This is a genomic window from Cupriavidus sp. MEYA8 (assembly GCF_059278825.1).
In genome coordinates this window covers 570,736-585,380 of record NZ_JCAEMD010000003.1, presented here as the reverse complement: position 1 = coordinate 585,380, position 14,645 = coordinate 570,736, and the positions used below count along the sequence as shown (strand labels likewise).

Below are 14,645 nucleotides of genomic sequence, written 5' to 3'. Positions count from 1 at the left end.
GCTATGCGGACTGCGGTGATATGACGGTATGCCGCCGGACGAACGCTAGCAGCGTGTCAGCGACCTGCGTGGCGAAGCGCAACTCCCAATACTCGTTGTACTGGATGACGTCGAGACCTGGGAAAGTGCGCCGCTGCTGCGACTCAAACACATCGGCGGGATGGAACTGCGCGAGGCAACTTGCCAGAACGACGTGGCCGTTGCGACGTGCAAAGACCACGAGTGCGGCGAATGCCTGCGAAACAGGCTGCAACGAGCCGAAATGCAGTTGGCGCGAAGGCCGCGAGGTATCGCTGACCGTCTCGGATATGGCAATGAGCTTGAGCCGAACAAAGGCGGTGGAGCGGCGCACGGCCGAACTGCTGGCCAGGCCGAAGGCATGGAAAAGTGTGGCCGCCGTTTGCCGCTCTGCTTTCGCTGGCCCATCAGCCTCGTACGTCTCGCGCAGCAGGTTCCAGAAGCGATCCAGATCCGGCACGACACCGGCCCGGATGGCCTCCCAGATGTTGGGATAGCCGTCGATGGACATGCGCGTTTCGTCAATGGCGATGGGTGCACCATCGATGCCAAATTCTACTGCTGCCCGCTGGATGATCTCAGCAACCTGTTTGCGGCAGAACCGCTTTAGTTCGGCCGGCGCTGGTGCAAAGGCTTGGGCTCCGGCAAGTTTCTCCCTTGCATGGAAAGCCTCAATGCGTGCGTTATACATGTACTTCTACTCCAAGAAGACGAGGCGCCCGTAGGCGCCACCGGTAAAAGTCTACATGGGGCCTACGCCGCTTCCTGCATGAAAGCCTCGCCGTACTCGCCGAGGAAAAGCATCAAATCGTCGGCGACCTGGTGGGAGAGCTTGAATTCCCACGCGTCCTTGAAGAACACGATGTCGAGACCGGGGTAGCTGAGCTTCTCGCGGTAGTTGTACTCGACGTCGTGCACATTGACCCGGCTGAGCCCGCCTGCCAGCAGCTGATGACCCGCCTTGGCGGCAAACGTGGCGAGGCCAGAGAGACAGTCTGCCGTGCTCTGGTAGCTGTAGTAGCCCACCTTGCGCCCCGATCGCCGATAGCAGGCTTCGGAGGTAACGTGCTTGCGCAGGACCACCGCCGAGGCGGTGCACTTGACTTCCCGCTTGCGGTTGAGGCCGAAGCCGGAAATGATCCGCTGGGCGGCCTGCTGGTAGGCCAGTTCCGCGCCGCCATGGCCGCCGTAGCGGCGGGCCATTGATGCCCAAAGCCCGTCGATGTCGGGAATCTTTCCGGCCCTCAGAGCCGCGTCGATATCCAGGCCGGCGCGTTTGTACTCATCCTCATGGGCAATATCAAGCCGGGCGCCAACGGGGGCGAACTCGCGGCGGGCGCGATTGACCACGCCGCCTGCAACTGAGCGGCAGAACTTTTCCAGTTCTCGCTCCGTATTGTATTCGCTGCGAAGCTCAACCGACCGGTAGTGGTCGGGCACCGCAGCGACGATCTCGCGCTCGAAGGCTGCAGCGGCAGCATATGCGGCATGGGCCGCCTTCTGTGCGGCGATGAACTGCTCAATGATTTCTTTGTACATCGTGGTCTCTCAAAATCAACATGGGAGACCTCCCAACGGGAAGTCTCCCGAAGGGGTCAAAAGGGGTAGCAGGCTGACCGGCGAGTCGCCAATCTCGTCCTACGTAAAGGCTGGATCAGTGGAAAGCCAGCGCCGGGCCAGTAGGCATCGGCACGATACCCAGCGCCAGCCAGTGCGCGACGGGATGATCCGGGAAATCCGGAATCGACACGAGGCTGTACAGCGCTGGCACGTCCTGCAGCTCGCACTCGCCATCCCGCAGCAAGCTGCGGTAGCGATCACTCAAGCACAGCCAGGCCAGCTCGGCCCGGGCGACGTGATCCCACTGCGCAGGCAAGCGCGACTCATCAAACAGCGCATGGCCTGCCACATTCATGCAGGCTACGACTTCGTGATAGCGGCCGAAGTCGTGAGGGAAGCTCCTGCGCACGAACGAGAGCGCTTCGGGCGCGTGCACCCCGAAGATCCGGCCCAGTTGGCGGATGTACACCGCGCACTCCATAGGAGAGCGCTTGGCATAGTCATCGCTGCCGACCTGCGCGCATTCTTCATCCCACGGTGCGGGACCGACTTCGATTTCGAGGAATTTCTGGAACATGGCGTTTCCTTGGATGTAACTTGGGAAACGCCCCAACGGGGAGCGTTCCCCGGTGGGTAGTGGATTGACGGCTGGCCAGGACGGTCAGCCCGCAGTGGCAGGCTTCTGATTCAGATGCAGCAGCTTCGCGAGAAGCCAGCTGATGAGAACCAGGAACTCGATTTCGGCAACGAGGTGCAGCTGCATGGCAGCAAGGCGATCGTCACCGGTGGTCACAAGGAAGTACAGCGCCGCGAACAGATTGATGACGGTCGCGAGAACAGCCAGCGTGCTGATACGGGAAGAAATACGCATGAGAAGGCTCCGAGAACGGGGCCTTCCCCATTGGGAAAAGCCCCAATGGGTGGAAAAGCAGATGGCCGGTACGCCGGCAGGGTCGATGCGCAGTAGCGCGGAGAATCGGACGGATAGTACCCCGCACTAGCGGCTAGGACAAGTCCGCGGGTCAGGTATTGGGCTTCATCGCGGGCATACAATCCCGAAAATCCTTACGGAGCACGCGCACTGGATCCATGTTCGCCTGCGCGTCTGTCGAGACTAGCGCCGCCATCTGAGCCGCATAGGAAACCAGGCCGTTTGCGCAACGAACCACATTGTCGATCAGCCCCAAAGGATATCCGGTACCCGACCTGGACATCGGATGCATACCCCCGTGCGTGAAGCTGTTCATGGCGCGCAAGGACTGCTCACGGTATTCGTCGAGATGGGTCACGATGAATCGCCCCGGGTATCGAGGAGGCTGTTTGGTTTAAGTTGATGCCGGCGCGGCAGCGGTGTAGCTGAGTTGCCGGTAGTAGTTTGCCTCAGCTTCAGCCGGCGGGATATAGCCGAGGTGTTCCATCAGGCGGTGGTTGTTGAACCAGGCCACCCATTCCAGGGTTGCAAGCTCTACGGCCTCACGGGATTTCCAGGGGCCGCGCTTGTGGATCAGTTCGGCCTTGTACAGGCCATTGATGGTCTCAGCCAGTGCGTTGTCGTAGGAGTCACCGCGGCTGCCGACCGACGGTTCAATGCCGGCTTCAGAAAGCCTCTCGGTATAGCGAATGCTGACGTATTGCGATCCCTGTCAGAATGGTGAATGAGCGTCCCATCGTTGTCGGGCTGGCGCGCGTAAAGCGCCTGTTCCAAGGCGTCCAGAACGAAGTCCGTGGTCATCGAAGTGCTGACGCGCCAGCCAACAATACAGCGGGCGAACACGTCGATCACGAAGGCCACGTACAGCCAGCCCTGCCAGGTCGAAACATAGGTGAAATCACTCACCCACAGTTGGTTGGGCCGCGTGGCGTGGAACTGGCGCTTGACGCGATCCAGAGGGCACGGCACCGAGTCGTCCGCTACCGTGGTGCGCTTCTTCTTGCCCCGGCGCACCCCCTCCAGGCCAAGCTGCTTCATCAGTCGTTCGACCGTGCAGCGCGCCACCGCCATGCCTTCACGGTTCATCTGTTTCCAGACTTTGTCCGCACCATAGACCTGCATATTGTCCTCCCAGACCCGTTTGACCGCAGGCCGCAGACGCTCATCGCGAATTGCACGGGCGCTGCGTCGCGACGGATCGCGAAGCCGTGCGGCATGGCGTCGGTAACACGACGGGGCAATCTGCAAGACTTTACAGATCGGCTCGACCCCGAAGGCATCTCGATGCTCATCGACGAAGGCCTTCAGGACTTGAGCCGGCGGTCGAGCTCCGCCTGGGCGAAAAACGCGCTGGCCAGCTTCAGGATCTCGTTGGCTCGACGTAATTCCTTGACTTCACGCTCCAGCGCCTTGACGCGTTCTCGTTCTGACGTCGTTACGCCGTCGCGTTCACCGCTATCAATTTGGTCACGCTTGACCCATTTCAACAATGTATGGGCCGAGCACCCAATCTTTGGGGCAATGGCCTGGACCGCCGCCCATAGCGACGGATGCTCGCCGAGCTGTTCTCGCACCAGGCGAACAGCCCGCTCTTGGACTTCGGGGGAATGCTTGTTCTGCTTGTTCATGGCTCCATTCTCTCAAGACTTGGAGCCTCCTCAAAATCCGGGGCGATTCACGATGCCTTTCACGCGCGGATCTTCGAGCTTGAGCAACTCGTCGAACATGACCTTCAAGCTTGGGGCCTTGTCTGCGGCACGAGCCGATTCCTCGGTGAGCGGCTCGTGGTACTGCCGTACCCATTTCTCGCCTGCCGCCTCAAGCAACCAGACGCCGCGAATCTAGGTCTCGAACTGCGGCCGGAACAACGCCATCGCGGCGTTTGGCATCCCGATTGTGAGCAATGCAACGGCGCCGGCGGCGTGTTCCACTGACATCAGCGCGCATTGGTATGCGGAAATCGTCCGCGGATGGTCCATAGGAGCGGCACTGCCCATGCAAGTTACAGCCGCGTTGTGAAGTTCCGCCGAGCGGGTCAAGATATCAACGGACATGACTATGCGCCTTCCCTTTCTCGGCGGGCCAGGCGATTCGCCGCCCGGAAACGGTTGACCACATCCCAGCGCCGCTGCGCCAGCTCCTCCGGATTCTCCAGATTGGAATAATCCTGCATCGGCCCATCCCCGACGAATGGCCGGTAGTCCTCCGGCAGCTTGCCTTCTGCCTTCAGCTTGTAGCGCTGGAGACGGCCCAGCCCATCCGTCGTTTCGGTGATGGCCACGTAGTCCCAGCGCTCGGGCACGGCCGCTTCGGAAAACCAGACCTCCCCCTCGCCCTGGCCCACGAGCGCGACGACGTCGTACACACTGCCCACGGGCGACGGCACTGCCCGCACCTCGAAGCGAAGCACTTCCGGGCGCGGATGCCAGAACACACGATCGAGATACCGCTTGAAGACGAAGGCATCCAGCCGGGCAATTTCGCCGTATTGTGGTTCACCGGGAGCGATGAACTCCGGTTCTCTCTTTGGGCGATTGCCCAGGGATACCTCTCGGGCGGCGGGTGTGGGGGCTTGAGACATGGGATTCCGTCAAATGGCACACGAAATTCTATAGCTTTTGGGGGAAAGCCCAGCAGAAACCGCCCTGACAATGGTTGGCGGCGAGCTTCGCCTGCCGGCCGCCTTGACTTTGCCGTGACGCCGGTATCGTGGTCTCAGACCATTAAAACCTTGCCGCCATGCGCTTTTCCAGACTCGAACGCCACACCCCCATCGACTTCAACGCCCGTCGCCAGGCCGCTTTCGCGCGCAAACAGCAGCGCGAGCGCGACAGGTACCCGCTCTTTGCAGACCACGTGGCGGCCGAGCAGCATTCTTCCGACGAGGAACTTGCCCGCCGGCAACGGCGATCCGACAGCCTTGAGAGAACACTGCGCGCCTTGCACGCACGAGTCTGGCGCCAGAAGCGCTCCATCTACCACTCGCTCTCTGATGACCAGCGTGCGGAGATCCGCGCGAAGTGGCAGGCATGGACCGGGCCAACCACCGCCCTTTACTTCGCCTACATCGTCGATACGGTCAGCGGCGAGTATGCACGGCGCGCTGAAGTCGCCCGCGCTGACACGCTGGCCATCCGCCGACGAGTCTTGGCCTCGCTGCCCGAGCAAACCGCATTGGAGATCGCCTGATGGTCCCAACCGACGAGCAGATCGCCGTTGTCGACGCAGTCAGCGCTGGCGGCGCGGTGAAGGTCAAGGCCTATGCGGGTGCCGGCAAGACGTCGACGCTGCGCCTGGCTGCCGAGGCGCGCGGCCGGGCGCGAGGGCTTTACCTCGCCTTCAACAAGTACGCTGAATTCCATGTACTCGCGATCAATCAACCAGCCAGCCCACCATGAAACCTGCCGCCCCTCAAATCTCCCCAAAAACACCTGGCTCTACGGACTTCGAAAACCGCGCGCCGCTGCCGCACTCGCCAGTCAGCGACGGGCGTGGCGTCTGCGAGCTCTGCGGCTCAAATGATTCGCGCGTGCACGTCGCGGCCAACCCGCCTGAGCGCGACACCCGCACCCTGGACCTGTTCGAGGACGACCAACAATGAGCGAAAACACGAAGATCGAATGGACCGACCACAGTTGGAATCCGTGGGAGGGCTGCCAGAAGATCGGCCCGGGCTGTGACCACTGCTACGCCGAGACCCGTAATGCCCGCTTTGGCGGTGGCCAGGCCCAGAACTGGGGGCCCGGCGCCCCACGCCGGCGCACGTCCGCTGCCAACTGGCGCAAGCCGTTCCGCTGGAACCTGGCGCACGCCGCCTTCGCCGCGGTGCACGGCCGCCGGCAGCGCGTCTTCTGCGCGAGCCTGGCCGATGTGTTCGACAACGAGGTGCCGATCGAATGGTTCATCGACATGCTCGACGTATGGCGGCAGACGCCGAACCTTGACAAGCTGGTGCTGACCAAGCGCATCGGCAACGCCATGAAACGGTTGGGCGACGCGTTCAATGCACTGATGCTGCGCGACGACTGCGCGGAGAATCCCTTGGTGCCTTGGCTGGCCACGTGGATTGCAGGCAACGCACCCGCGGATATCTGGTTGGGGGCCACCATCGTCAATCAGGCTGAAGCGGAACGCGATGTTCCCAAGCTGCTTCGGGTCCCCGCCAAAACCCGCTTCCTGTCCATGGAACCCCTGCTCAGCCACGTGGACGTGTTCTCGACGATCACGGGCGAGCTGCTGCACACGTCTGGCAACGAATTCAACCCTGGATCGATCGACTGGATCATCGCAGGCGGTGAGAGCGGAGGCGACGCGCGCCCCATGCACCCGGCATGGTCGCGTAGCTTGCGGGATCAGTGTGCAGCGGCGGGCGTGCCCTTCCTCCTAAAGCAGTGGGGCGAGTGGCATACCGCTTCCGTGCTCACGACCTCCGGCGAGCCGGTATTCCGAACGTTCGAGACGTTTGAGCAATGGGTAAGTAAGGCCAGCACCTGGATCGGCGGCGGCGTCTGCCTCGACAAGCACGGCCAGCAGCTGCAGAAGGGAGACGACTTCATCCGGGCGCGCGACGAAGGCCGCTTCCCAGTCACCGTGATGCACCGGGTGGGCAAGAAGGCATCAGGCCGGCTGCTTGACGGAACCCTGCATGACGCGTTCCCTGTCACCTCTCTTGACGTGGCCGAGGCCTGCCAGCGCGCCTTGGCTCGCGGAGCTGTCTGATGCGACAGCCAGGCCCGCTCCAGCCCGACGCCATTCATCAGATATGCTCAGAGAAACCTCGCCATTCATGGCGGGGAGTGAAAGGAGCGCCGCCGAGAGACGGCATTCCCACGTTAGAATGAGCGGCATGATTCTTGTCTACCGCTACCGGGTGAAGTCGCTCAACGGCCTGCTCAACAAGCAGAGCCGAGCGGTGAACTACGTCTGGAACTTCTGCAATGACACGCAGAAGCACGCGCTCAAATGGGGGAAGAAGTGGCCGAGCGGGTTCGATCTGAACGTGCTGACCACCGGTAGCAGCAAGGAACTCGCTATCCATTCCGGCACGGTCAACGCGACGTGTGAGCAGTACGCGAAATCGCGCTGCCAGCACCGTCGTCCCTACCTGCGATACCGCGGCAGGAAGTGCCTTGGCTGGGTGCCCCTGAAGGGCCGCGATCTGAAACGAGAGGGCGAGGCGTTTCGCTTTGCCGGGAATACCTTCCGCGTGTTCAATAGCCGCCTGTTGCCCGAAGGCAAGATCAAGGACGGCACAAACTTTGCGCAGGATTCGCGCGGGAACTGGTTTCTCAACATCGTGATTGAGGTTGCTGATGTGCCGGCACGCCCGCTCGAAGCTGGCGTCGGCATCGACCTTGGATTGAAGGACTTCGCAACGCTCTCGACCGGCGAGAAACTCCCCAATGACCGGTTCGGCCGGCATTCCGCGGAAAGACTGGCGAAGGCGCAACGTGCGCGAAAGCACAAGCGGCATATCGCCAAGCTGCATGCCAAGGTGGCTAATGCCCGCGCCGACTTCCAGCACAAGCTCGCGCTCGATCTCGTCCGACGCTTCGATTACATCGCAGTCGGCAACGTGTCGGCTGTGAAACTCGCCAAAACCAGGATGGCGAAGAGCGTCTACGACGCATCCTGGTCGTCCTTCCGGGACAAGCTCCGCTACAAAGCGATTGCGCACGGAGCCACGTTTGAGGAAGTGAACGAAAGCGGTTCTACCCAGTCCTGTTCGGCGTGCGGTTCGAAAGACAGCACGACGCGGCCGAAAGGTATCGCAGGACTGCGAATAAGAGAGTGGACCTGTAGTAGATGTGGTGTCGTGCATGACCGCGATACCAATGCTGCGGTGAACATTCTCCGATGCGGACGTGCATCGCCAGGTGTGGGAATCCCCTGCGTTTAGGCAGGAGGACGTCAAATGCACCTGCCCTTCCAAGGGGCTTCCCAAACCGTTAGAAATGCAGCACCACGACAACAACCCAGAATATCCCGAGCCCGAGACCGTCCTTGCCATTCGGGGCGCAATCGCCACCGGCCGGATGGGCGGGCCGATGGGCGAGCCCGGTCACTGGCTAAACGAGTTTTGGCAGATCGGCGCGGCCCTGCGCGCCCACGCTGAGATGCTCAGGGCTTCCACGAAGAGGCCTTATGAACACTACGGCTGATTATCTGGCTGCCAGCGGACGGACTTTTAAATCACGTCGACGAGCTGAACTGACCGAGCCCGAGCCGCGGGCAGGCATAATTCCGGCATTTTTCAGCACTGGATCTCGCCATGCCTAGCGGCCTCCTTCAATGCGCTCACTGCGACGGCGCACCCACCTACGTCGCCGGCCGGCTCCAAGCCGTGATCGCCTGCGACGAATGCGGGATCTCAACGCCACCGGTCGAGGGGGATCCCAGGAATAGAGACGCCACCTTCCCACAACTCAGCGCAATCTGGAATAGCCGCGTCGACCTCCGCCCGGCCGACAAGGAAGCTATCTCCATGATGGCCCGGCGTGCCCTAACCTCCTCCGACATCCCCTATTTCCTCAACCTGCTCGCCTCCACAACCAGCGACTGGGAAACCAATGGGCCGATGTTCGCGGCGATGGCTGCAGCTCTGGCCCAGCCCTGCTACGAGTCCAAGCACGTCGGCCCACCCGAAACCGTTCTCTCCCAAGCCGCCCGCTACCAGAAGTTGCTGCAGCGCGCGAAGATCATCCATATCGACGGCGCTCCGATGGTGCGCTTTGAGCATGTACCAGCATTGGCCGCGGAAGTCGCGGAGGAGGGTCTGGCGGATCAGGATTGGCCGCTCCTCGACATGGAAGAATTCGTCGGTAAGGCCATCGACAGCCTGCCGGATCATTGGCAGCCTTGACTTTGCCCAGCGGCGGGCAAGCTGAAGGCGTATCCACTTCCACGGAATTCCCCTCAGATGACCCGCCAGCTTCTCGCAGCAGTCGTTCTCTCCCTTGCATCCCTCACGGCAAGCGCACGGGACACGGGACAGGCCTGTGCTCACGTCCTGCCTACGGGCCAACCCACGACTCAACCAGCGGGCCGCACGCAGTTGCTGTGCTACCGTGCCTACGCCGTTCTCTATTCGAGCCAGACACGCACCGCGCTGTGGTCTGCCGAGCGTCTCACGCGGGAGGCCGTCGACGCCGCGCGCAAGCTGCCACGCGACAGCGACTTCTACGAAGAGGAGCGACTGCCCGAAGCCGACCGCGCCAGGCTGGCCGACTACCGACGCGGATCGGGCATGGATCGAGGGCACCTCGCCCCGAGCGGCGACTTCCCGGACAAGGCGTCCCAAGCCGAGAGCTTCAGCCTCGCGAACGTTATCCCCCAACACAGCGTGTCGAACCGCCGCACCTGGAGTCACATCGAGACGTCCACACGCAGGCTGGCCCGCCAGCACGGTGCGATCCAGGTGGTGACCGGCCCCGCATTCGTCGGCACCCCGAGGACGCTGGGCCACGTGCGCATCCCCGACTTCATCTGGAAAGCGATCCACGTGCCAGGCATTGGCGCTGCAGTCTACATTGTCCGCAACGACGCGACGCCCGCGTACAGTGTCATTAGCGTCGCAGAATTGCTGCACTTTGCAGGGATCGACCCGTTTCCGGCACTCCCCAAGGCCATGAACGCCACGGCGATGGACCTGCCCCTTCCCACCCCGCACCCTGGTGAGAAGGCGGCGCGCCGCGTCGCGTTCGCATGGCTTGCATCGGGCGAAGCCGCCGCGGCCTCGCCGGCGCCGGATTCTCTCCAACACCTTGTCCGGGACGCAAGCGCAATCCTGTCGCTGGCCCTTGCCTACGCACGTTAGCCGGTCTTCGCGACCGCGGGGGGAACATGTTCCTTCCAATACGACGAAAGGCACGCCAAAAGACGTGCCTTTCGCAAAGCAGACACTGTTCCGAATGCTGATCACTCCTGATTGACGGCCTCCGGGAATCGCTGCCCGGCCTTGAACTTCACGGTCTTGGCAGCTTCCACCTTGATCTCTTCGCCGGTGCACGGATTGCGCGCCAGTCGCTCGCTTCGCTCGCCCTTGCTGAAGGACCCGAAACCGACCAGGTTCAGCCCTTCGCCCTTGCCAACGACGGCCGCCGGCCGCTCTCGGACAGCATAGAAAAGTGTCCGCCACCGGATTCGTCCAGTTGCCCAGAGAGCAATCACTCTAGCCGTGTGCCTCATCGATTCCCCTCCCGCGCGAGAATCCGATACAGCTTTGCTCGCGAGATCCCGAGCTCGCGCGCCGCGACAGCCTTGTTCCCACCGGCCGCGGCGATCGCAGCTTTGGCCTTCTCCAGCGTTGGATCAGCCCGTCCGATTGAGAGCTGCGTCGCGTACGTCGATAGATAGGCGTTCGCCTTCGTGACTCGGCTGTGCCCGGCCGCCTCCACCACCTTGCGCATAGCATCCCGGTGAGCCTGGACATCCACAACCTTCCCTCCGCCCTTCACCGCCGCGGCCTGGCCGCTCTCCCGCTGGTACATCTGCTGAAGGAACTGGTGGCGCAGTCCGTGCGCCGTTACGCCCTCACCATTCTTGGTCACACCGTGCTTCTCCAGGACGGTATAGAAGCGCCGGCGCCAACGGCTCTGGCTGTACGTCCCAGGAATCAGCGTGCCCTTTTCAGGATTGGTGACATAAGCAAGTGTCGCAGCCTTGCCAAGCAATTCGTACTGCCAGCCGAATTCGATCGGGACGCGGCGGGGCCTTCCGCCCTTCGTGCCATCGTGCACATGCAGCATCCCCGATGGCAGCACGTCCAAAGCCGGCCGCAGCCGCCAGCTTTCCTTTGCCCGCAGGCCAAAAGCAGCCTCAAGCTTGAGCTGCAGCGCGACATGCGCGTCCGTGACCTCGATCTCAGCGATCTTTGCCGCCGCGTCAATGCCCTTACCGTCCCAGGATCTGTCCTCGCGCGCGATATAGGACCGTTCATATCCTGCCGGCCGCTCTACATAGTCGTCGATCCGCCCAACTATGTTGGTCTTGCCCATCCACGACATCAGTGCACGCAGGTGGGTGAGGCGCAGCTCCACTGTTCCCACGTTCAGCTTCCGGTCACCCACCCAGTACTGGACCAGCCAGCGGATGTGCTTCTGCCGGATGCTGTAAGGCGAGTTCACGGCCATGCCGCCGGCGCTGCGCAGCTCCACAAACATTGCAAGCTGGGCTTGCACGCGCTGGCGCTGCGACATTTGTGACAGCGATCTGCCGCTCACTCGCGTTCCGCTATGCGGCAGATGCAAATGCTCTGCCGCCAGCAATGCAAACTCAGTCTTGAACCGTTCTGGCAGGTTGTACTTATTAATGATGGGGCGCAGGTGGATAGTCTTGATCATACGGTCCTCGGATGGTTGCGCTTCGCGCATGCGGCGCCAGGCGAATGCCCGCCCATGGACGCCCGCCGCTCATTGCTGGACAGCGCCGACCCCGATCCGGCATTGCCCCCTCGGTGCACCGGGGTACCACCCCAGGCTTACCGGCCCACCCAGCCGGTCCTGCCACTACCTTCCTGTCCTTTAGCGATGCCAAATCGATCAGCCCTGAGCATGGAAGCAATGCGTCGTGACTGTCCGCTGTGAGGGTGCAGGCCTCGGCCTTGCACGCCGCTGCGCGGCCACCCTATCCGGTGCACCTCGCGATGCCGGTCCGGATGGCGCCAGGATCAAGTCCTGAATGCCTCCGGCCTATGCCGTGATGGGTGATTACTTGTTGCGCCGTTCTGGTACCGGTAGCGCCCCCCGGGTCGATATTGCTCAGAAGCTTGCGTCCACCGTCGTATCGGTACGCACCAGCTCCCCGCCCCAAAGCCGGATCATTCCCGCCGCAGTGTGTCGGGCTTCGTGATCCGCGCCCAGCCAATCGGCTGAAAGGACGTCGGGCATTCGTGGAAATTCGACAGAGCACCTGTCCGGTGTCCGGCTTCGGAATTGTCCACACTACGGTCTATTTTCACGAACAGACCGCCAATCGGCTTGGTATCGCGGTGTCCGGTGTCCTCACTATCCGACACGGTCCACTTGATTAGATTGAAAAAAATGCCGGTTCAATTTCCGGCGTGAACAACTGGCACCGCAAGGCCCGGTTGCCCGGCTTTGGGTGTTGGATTTGCCGCGCAGATGTCGGCGAGGTCGATGCGTCGGGGACGCTGAAGGTATGCCAAGCATAAACCAAAGCTCCGAGCCGTCGCAACGAAATCGCCGGCAAATTCGCGAGCTTTTGAAAACTTGACTTCGCGCCGCGCGGAGTAGATTCGAAAGGGATCGGAGAGCAGGTGTTAGGGCGTGTCCGCAGGTGATAGATGGGCTCACACCCTGGTCTCACTTGCTTACACCTGATGACACTAGATAGCCCGTGCTGTCAGACGTCTAACAGACGTGTAACACCACCGCGCTCCGACACCGTTCAACATGCCAAGGAGAGCTTCAAATGAGCACCAATACCATTGCGGTCGATGTCGGCTATGGAAACACCAAGTTCGCCTTCCCCCTCGGCGCTGAGGTGGCGACCCGCATGTTTCCATCGCTGGCCCCCACGCGCTCGGCATCCAGCCTCGCCAGCCACGGCGGTGGCTACTTCCAGGCTCGCGATGTGGTTCATGTGACTGTTGATGGCGCAGAATACGAGGTAGGCCCCGACGTCTCAATCACTTCGGCCTATGGTAATAACGGGCGCACCCTGTCGGAAGATTTCGTCACCACGCCTGAGTATGCGGCCCTGCTGTTTGGTGCGCTTCACTATTCCCAGGCCAGGGACGTTGGCCAACTCATCCTCGGCCTTCCCGTCCACACGCTGCAGAAGTATGCCGGCGCCCTGCAGGAGCGATTTACCGGCGTCCATGACTTCGGCGCCGGCGACGTCACGATCAAGCGCGTCGTCGCTCTCCCCCAACCCCTCGGCTCACTGGTGACGTTCATGCGCCAGTCGGGGAAGGAACTGGACCCCGACGACAATTGCCTGATTGTGGATGTCGGCTACTTCACGACCGACTGGGTTGTCGCCCGCGGCTACATGATGGACGACACCCGTAGTGGCGGCGTGCCGGGTGGCTCCTCTCGGATCTACAAGCAGGTGGCCATGCTCCTCTCCGCCGACGAAGGCGGCGAGCCGACCGGGGACATCGAGCGCATCGACAAGTCACTGCGCGAGGGCAAGCTTATGCGCTACTACAACAAGATGGTCGACCTGCGGCCGTACTTCGAAGTCGCCAAGGCCCAGTGCCAAATGGCTGTGAAGGAGATGCAGACCCGGGTGGGCCGCACGGAAGATATCGCGGCGATCGTCCTGACCGGTGGCGGTAGCGCTTTGTACTCAGGCGCCATCCGTGCTGCCTTCCCCCGCTCGCACATTGTCGCCATGGAGTCCCCATGCTACGCCAATGTCCGGGGATTCTTTGACATCGGCAGCGCGCGTCAAGCCCGAGGCTGAGTAACTGGCTATGGAAAAGCTCGCGATCAAAGTTGCCCTCAGCCCGCTGACGACGCCGCGGCTTTGCGCCCAGCTCGCCGAGATCAGTGATCCCCGCCTGCGAGCGGAGGTCCTCCGTCGCCTGGCGGAGTTGGGCGCGGAAGCAATGCTTTCGGCGGGTAGCGGTGTAGTTGTGCAGCCGCCCGCCGGCGGGATCCTTGCTGCGCTTACCTACCGGCCAGACCGGAATCCGGTTCCCACCCCTGCACCTGCCCTGGTCCCGGCTCCGGTTCAGGGGCTGCTTCCATCCAGTGCAGCCCCAGCTCGCCGTGAAGCCCGGCCAGTAGACACTGCCATGAGCTCCCAAACTGCCTCCAAGGCGGCGGTCAGCAGTGCGCCCCGGGAGCCTGAGAATCAATCGGTCCCCCCTCCCGGCAATCTCGATCTGACCGCAGTGAATTCGGCGATGTCCAGGTTCTTCGATTGACACATTGACGGGCCACCCTTGATTCGCTCGAATTCCATGGCAATCTAGAGGTCAACGAAGCAGCGAAAGGAATCATATCCATGCAATTCTTCGACTATCTTTCGACCAACCACGAGATCAACCGATTTGTGTTTGCAGTAGTTATCTGCTATTGCGTCATCGAGGGGGTGGTGTCCCGCTATCGAGGTCTCAAGGCACGGAAGGCGGGCTGACCACACAGCGCGCGTCGTGCGAAAAGGA

The 14,645-nt window shown here is 62.0% G+C and carries 19 protein-coding genes, 2 pseudogenes and 1 other annotated feature; of the genes and pseudogenes, 11 read left to right on the top strand and 10 right to left on the bottom strand.

The annotated features are described in order from the left end of the window. Position 1: 1 nt before the first annotated feature. The 6 genes and pseudogenes from AC5WJ1_RS30655 to AC5WJ1_RS30630 all read right to left on the bottom strand — a co-directional run bounded on the left by AC5WJ1_RS30655 (position 2) and on the right by AC5WJ1_RS30630 (position 4,137). Entirely contained in the window at positions 2–709 is a 708-nt protein-coding gene (locus AC5WJ1_RS30655; RefSeq protein WP_494477204.1) for a hypothetical protein, read from the bottom strand. Positions 710–771: 62 nt separating this feature from the next. Then, positions 772–1,557, bottom strand: a complete 786-nt coding sequence (locus AC5WJ1_RS30650; RefSeq protein ID WP_494477203.1) for a hypothetical protein — start codon at positions 1,555–1,557, stop codon at positions 772–774. Between the two features lie 115 nt (positions 1,558–1,672). Further along, positions 1,673–2,155, bottom strand: coding sequence for a hypothetical protein (locus AC5WJ1_RS30645; RefSeq protein WP_494477202.1), 483 nt, complete (start codon positions 2,153–2,155; stop codon positions 1,673–1,675). Between the two features lie 84 nt (positions 2,156–2,239). Further along, positions 2,240–2,449 (bottom strand): hypothetical protein, encoded by a 210-nt coding sequence (locus tag AC5WJ1_RS30640; RefSeq protein ID WP_494477201.1) that lies wholly within the window; start codon positions 2,447–2,449, stop codon positions 2,240–2,242. 151 nt (positions 2,450–2,600) lie between these two features. Beyond that, a complete protein-coding gene (locus AC5WJ1_RS30635; RefSeq protein WP_494477200.1) occupies positions 2,601–2,867 on the bottom strand; it encodes a DUF6988 family protein in 267 nt (88 codons plus the stop codon). Between the two features lie 36 nt (positions 2,868–2,903). Next, a pseudogene (locus AC5WJ1_RS30630) lies at positions 2,904–4,137 on the bottom strand (IS3 family transposase). Further along, positions 3,743–3,859 (bottom strand) — a sequence feature (AL1L pseudoknot). (Overlaps the previous pseudogene by 117 nt.) Here AC5WJ1_RS30630 and AC5WJ1_RS30625 point away from each other — a divergent pair. Then, on the top strand, positions 4,117–4,443 hold the full coding sequence (locus AC5WJ1_RS30625) for a hypothetical protein (protein ID WP_494477408.1): 327 nt from the start codon (positions 4,117–4,119) through the stop codon (positions 4,441–4,443). The pseudogene AC5WJ1_RS30630 and the gene AC5WJ1_RS30625 overlap by 21 nt on opposite strands. Here the strand turns inward: AC5WJ1_RS30625 and AC5WJ1_RS30620 are convergent. Together AC5WJ1_RS30620 and AC5WJ1_RS30615 are read right to left on the bottom strand one after the other, a co-directional pair. Next, positions 4,351–4,563 carry a DUF6988 family protein gene (locus tag AC5WJ1_RS30620; RefSeq protein ID WP_494477199.1) on the bottom strand — a complete coding sequence of 71 codons (213 nt, stop codon included), beginning with the start codon at positions 4,561–4,563 and terminating at the stop codon, positions 4,351–4,353. The two genes, AC5WJ1_RS30625 and AC5WJ1_RS30620, sit on opposite strands and share 93 nt — an antisense overlap. A gap of 2 nt (positions 4,564–4,565) precedes the next feature. Next, positions 4,566–5,090, bottom strand: a complete 525-nt coding sequence (locus tag AC5WJ1_RS30615; RefSeq protein ID WP_494477198.1) for a hypothetical protein — start codon at positions 5,088–5,090, stop codon at positions 4,566–4,568. A 158-nt stretch (positions 5,091–5,248) separates the two neighbouring features. Here AC5WJ1_RS30615 and AC5WJ1_RS30610 point away from each other — a divergent pair, with 158 nt between their 5' ends. The 8 genes and pseudogenes from AC5WJ1_RS30610 (at position 5,249) to AC5WJ1_RS30575 (ending at position 10,325) form a co-directional block, all read left to right on the top strand. Further along, positions 5,249–5,698 (top strand): hypothetical protein, encoded by a 450-nt coding sequence (locus AC5WJ1_RS30610; RefSeq protein WP_494477197.1) that lies wholly within the window; start codon positions 5,249–5,251, stop codon positions 5,696–5,698. Continuing rightward, a pseudogene (locus tag AC5WJ1_RS30605) lies at positions 5,698–5,856 on the top strand (ATP-dependent helicase); the annotation flags it as partial. The gene AC5WJ1_RS30610 and the pseudogene AC5WJ1_RS30605, both read left to right, overlap by 1 nt. A 47-nt stretch (positions 5,857–5,903) precedes the next feature. Further along, positions 5,904–6,110 (top strand): hypothetical protein, encoded by a 207-nt coding sequence (locus AC5WJ1_RS30600; RefSeq protein ID WP_455289523.1) that lies wholly within the window; start codon positions 5,904–5,906, stop codon positions 6,108–6,110. Beyond that, complete coding sequence (locus AC5WJ1_RS30595; RefSeq protein WP_494477196.1) at positions 6,107–7,228, top strand: phage Gp37/Gp68 family protein; 1,122 nt, start codon at positions 6,107–6,109, stop codon at positions 7,226–7,228. The genes AC5WJ1_RS30600 and AC5WJ1_RS30595 overlap by 4 nt, the downstream gene beginning before the upstream one ends. A 127-nt stretch (positions 7,229–7,355) precedes the next feature. After that, positions 7,356–8,408, top strand: a complete 1,053-nt coding sequence (locus AC5WJ1_RS30590; protein WP_494477195.1) for an RNA-guided endonuclease InsQ/TnpB family protein — start codon at positions 7,356–7,358, stop codon at positions 8,406–8,408. Between the two features lie 55 nt (positions 8,409–8,463). Then, a complete protein-coding gene (locus AC5WJ1_RS30585) occupies positions 8,464–8,670 on the top strand; it encodes a hypothetical protein (RefSeq protein WP_494477194.1) in 207 nt (68 codons plus the stop codon). Between the two features lie 110 nt (positions 8,671–8,780). Next, entirely contained in the window at positions 8,781–9,371 is a 591-nt protein-coding gene (locus AC5WJ1_RS30580; RefSeq protein WP_494477193.1) for a hypothetical protein, read from the top strand. 57 nt (positions 9,372–9,428) lie between these two features. Continuing rightward, a complete protein-coding gene (locus tag AC5WJ1_RS30575) occupies positions 9,429–10,325 on the top strand; it encodes a DNA/RNA non-specific endonuclease (RefSeq protein ID WP_494477192.1) in 897 nt (298 codons plus the stop codon). Between the two features lie 101 nt (positions 10,326–10,426). Here AC5WJ1_RS30575 and AC5WJ1_RS30570 read toward each other — a convergent pair whose 3' ends face one another. Both AC5WJ1_RS30570 and AC5WJ1_RS30565 read right to left on the bottom strand, forming a co-directional pair. Then, positions 10,427–10,651 carry an HU family DNA-binding protein gene (locus AC5WJ1_RS30570; RefSeq protein ID WP_494477406.1) on the bottom strand — a complete coding sequence of 75 codons (225 nt, stop codon included), beginning with the start codon at positions 10,649–10,651 and terminating at the stop codon, positions 10,427–10,429. Positions 10,652–10,692: 41 nt separating this feature from the next. After that, positions 10,693–11,850, bottom strand: a complete 1,158-nt coding sequence (locus tag AC5WJ1_RS30565; protein WP_494477191.1) for an integrase domain-containing protein — start codon at positions 11,848–11,850, stop codon at positions 10,693–10,695. A gap of 1,090 nt (positions 11,851–12,940) precedes the next feature. On the opposite strand from AC5WJ1_RS30565, the gene AC5WJ1_RS30560 reads away from it, so the two are divergent. Further along, positions 12,941–13,939, top strand: coding sequence for a PRTRC system protein D (locus AC5WJ1_RS30560; RefSeq protein ID WP_494477190.1), 999 nt, complete (start codon positions 12,941–12,943; stop codon positions 13,937–13,939). A 546-nt stretch (positions 13,940–14,485) separates the two neighbouring features. Continuing rightward, positions 14,486–14,617 carry a hypothetical protein gene (locus AC5WJ1_RS30555; protein WP_494477189.1) on the top strand — a complete coding sequence of 44 codons (132 nt, stop codon included), beginning with the start codon at positions 14,486–14,488 and terminating at the stop codon, positions 14,615–14,617. Positions 14,618–14,645 lie beyond the last annotated feature (28 nt).

What these genes read in the sequence shown, in the direction of transcription:
- AC5WJ1_RS30595 (WP_494477196.1), top strand. Translation starts at nt 6,107, where the DNA reads ATGAGCGAAAACACGAAGATCGAATGGACCGACCACAGTTGGAATCCG.
- AC5WJ1_RS30645 (WP_494477202.1), bottom strand. Translation starts at nt 2,155, where the DNA reads ATGTTCCAGAAATTCCTCGAAATCGAAGTCGGTCCCGCACCGTGGGAT.
- AC5WJ1_RS30590 (WP_494477195.1), top strand. Translation starts at nt 7,356, where the DNA reads ATGATTCTTGTCTACCGCTACCGGGTGAAGTCGCTCAACGGCCTGCTC.
- AC5WJ1_RS30600 (WP_455289523.1), top strand. Translation starts at nt 5,904, where the DNA reads ATGAAACCTGCCGCCCCTCAAATCTCCCCAAAAACACCTGGCTCTACG.
- AC5WJ1_RS30655 (WP_494477204.1), bottom strand. Translation starts at nt 709, where the DNA reads ATGTATAACGCACGCATTGAGGCTTTCCATGCAAGGGAGAAACTTGCC.
- AC5WJ1_RS30555 (WP_494477189.1), top strand. Translation starts at nt 14,486, where the DNA reads ATGCAATTCTTCGACTATCTTTCGACCAACCACGAGATCAACCGATTT.
- AC5WJ1_RS30585 (WP_494477194.1), top strand. Translation starts at nt 8,464, where the DNA reads ATGCAGCACCACGACAACAACCCAGAATATCCCGAGCCCGAGACCGTC.
- AC5WJ1_RS30560 (WP_494477190.1), top strand. Translation starts at nt 12,941, where the DNA reads ATGAGCACCAATACCATTGCGGTCGATGTCGGCTATGGAAACACCAAG.
- AC5WJ1_RS30620 (WP_494477199.1), bottom strand. Translation starts at nt 4,563, where the DNA reads ATGTCCGTTGATATCTTGACCCGCTCGGCGGAACTTCACAACGCGGCT.
- AC5WJ1_RS30615 (WP_494477198.1), bottom strand. Translation starts at nt 5,090, where the DNA reads ATGTCTCAAGCCCCCACACCCGCCGCCCGAGAGGTATCCCTGGGCAAT.
- AC5WJ1_RS30640 (WP_494477201.1), bottom strand. Translation starts at nt 2,449, where the DNA reads ATGCGTATTTCTTCCCGTATCAGCACGCTGGCTGTTCTCGCGACCGTC.
- AC5WJ1_RS30625 (WP_494477408.1), top strand. Translation starts at nt 4,117, where the DNA reads ATGCTTGTTCTGCTTGTTCATGGCTCCATTCTCTCAAGACTTGGAGCC.
- AC5WJ1_RS30565 (WP_494477191.1), bottom strand. Translation starts at nt 11,850, where the DNA reads ATGATCAAGACTATCCACCTGCGCCCCATCATTAATAAGTACAACCTG.
- AC5WJ1_RS30610 (WP_494477197.1), top strand. Translation starts at nt 5,249, where the DNA reads ATGCGCTTTTCCAGACTCGAACGCCACACCCCCATCGACTTCAACGCC.
- AC5WJ1_RS30575 (WP_494477192.1), top strand. Translation starts at nt 9,429, where the DNA reads ATGACCCGCCAGCTTCTCGCAGCAGTCGTTCTCTCCCTTGCATCCCTC.
- AC5WJ1_RS30580 (WP_494477193.1), top strand. Translation starts at nt 8,781, where the DNA reads ATGCCTAGCGGCCTCCTTCAATGCGCTCACTGCGACGGCGCACCCACC.
- AC5WJ1_RS30650 (WP_494477203.1), bottom strand. Translation starts at nt 1,557, where the DNA reads ATGTACAAAGAAATCATTGAGCAGTTCATCGCCGCACAGAAGGCGGCC.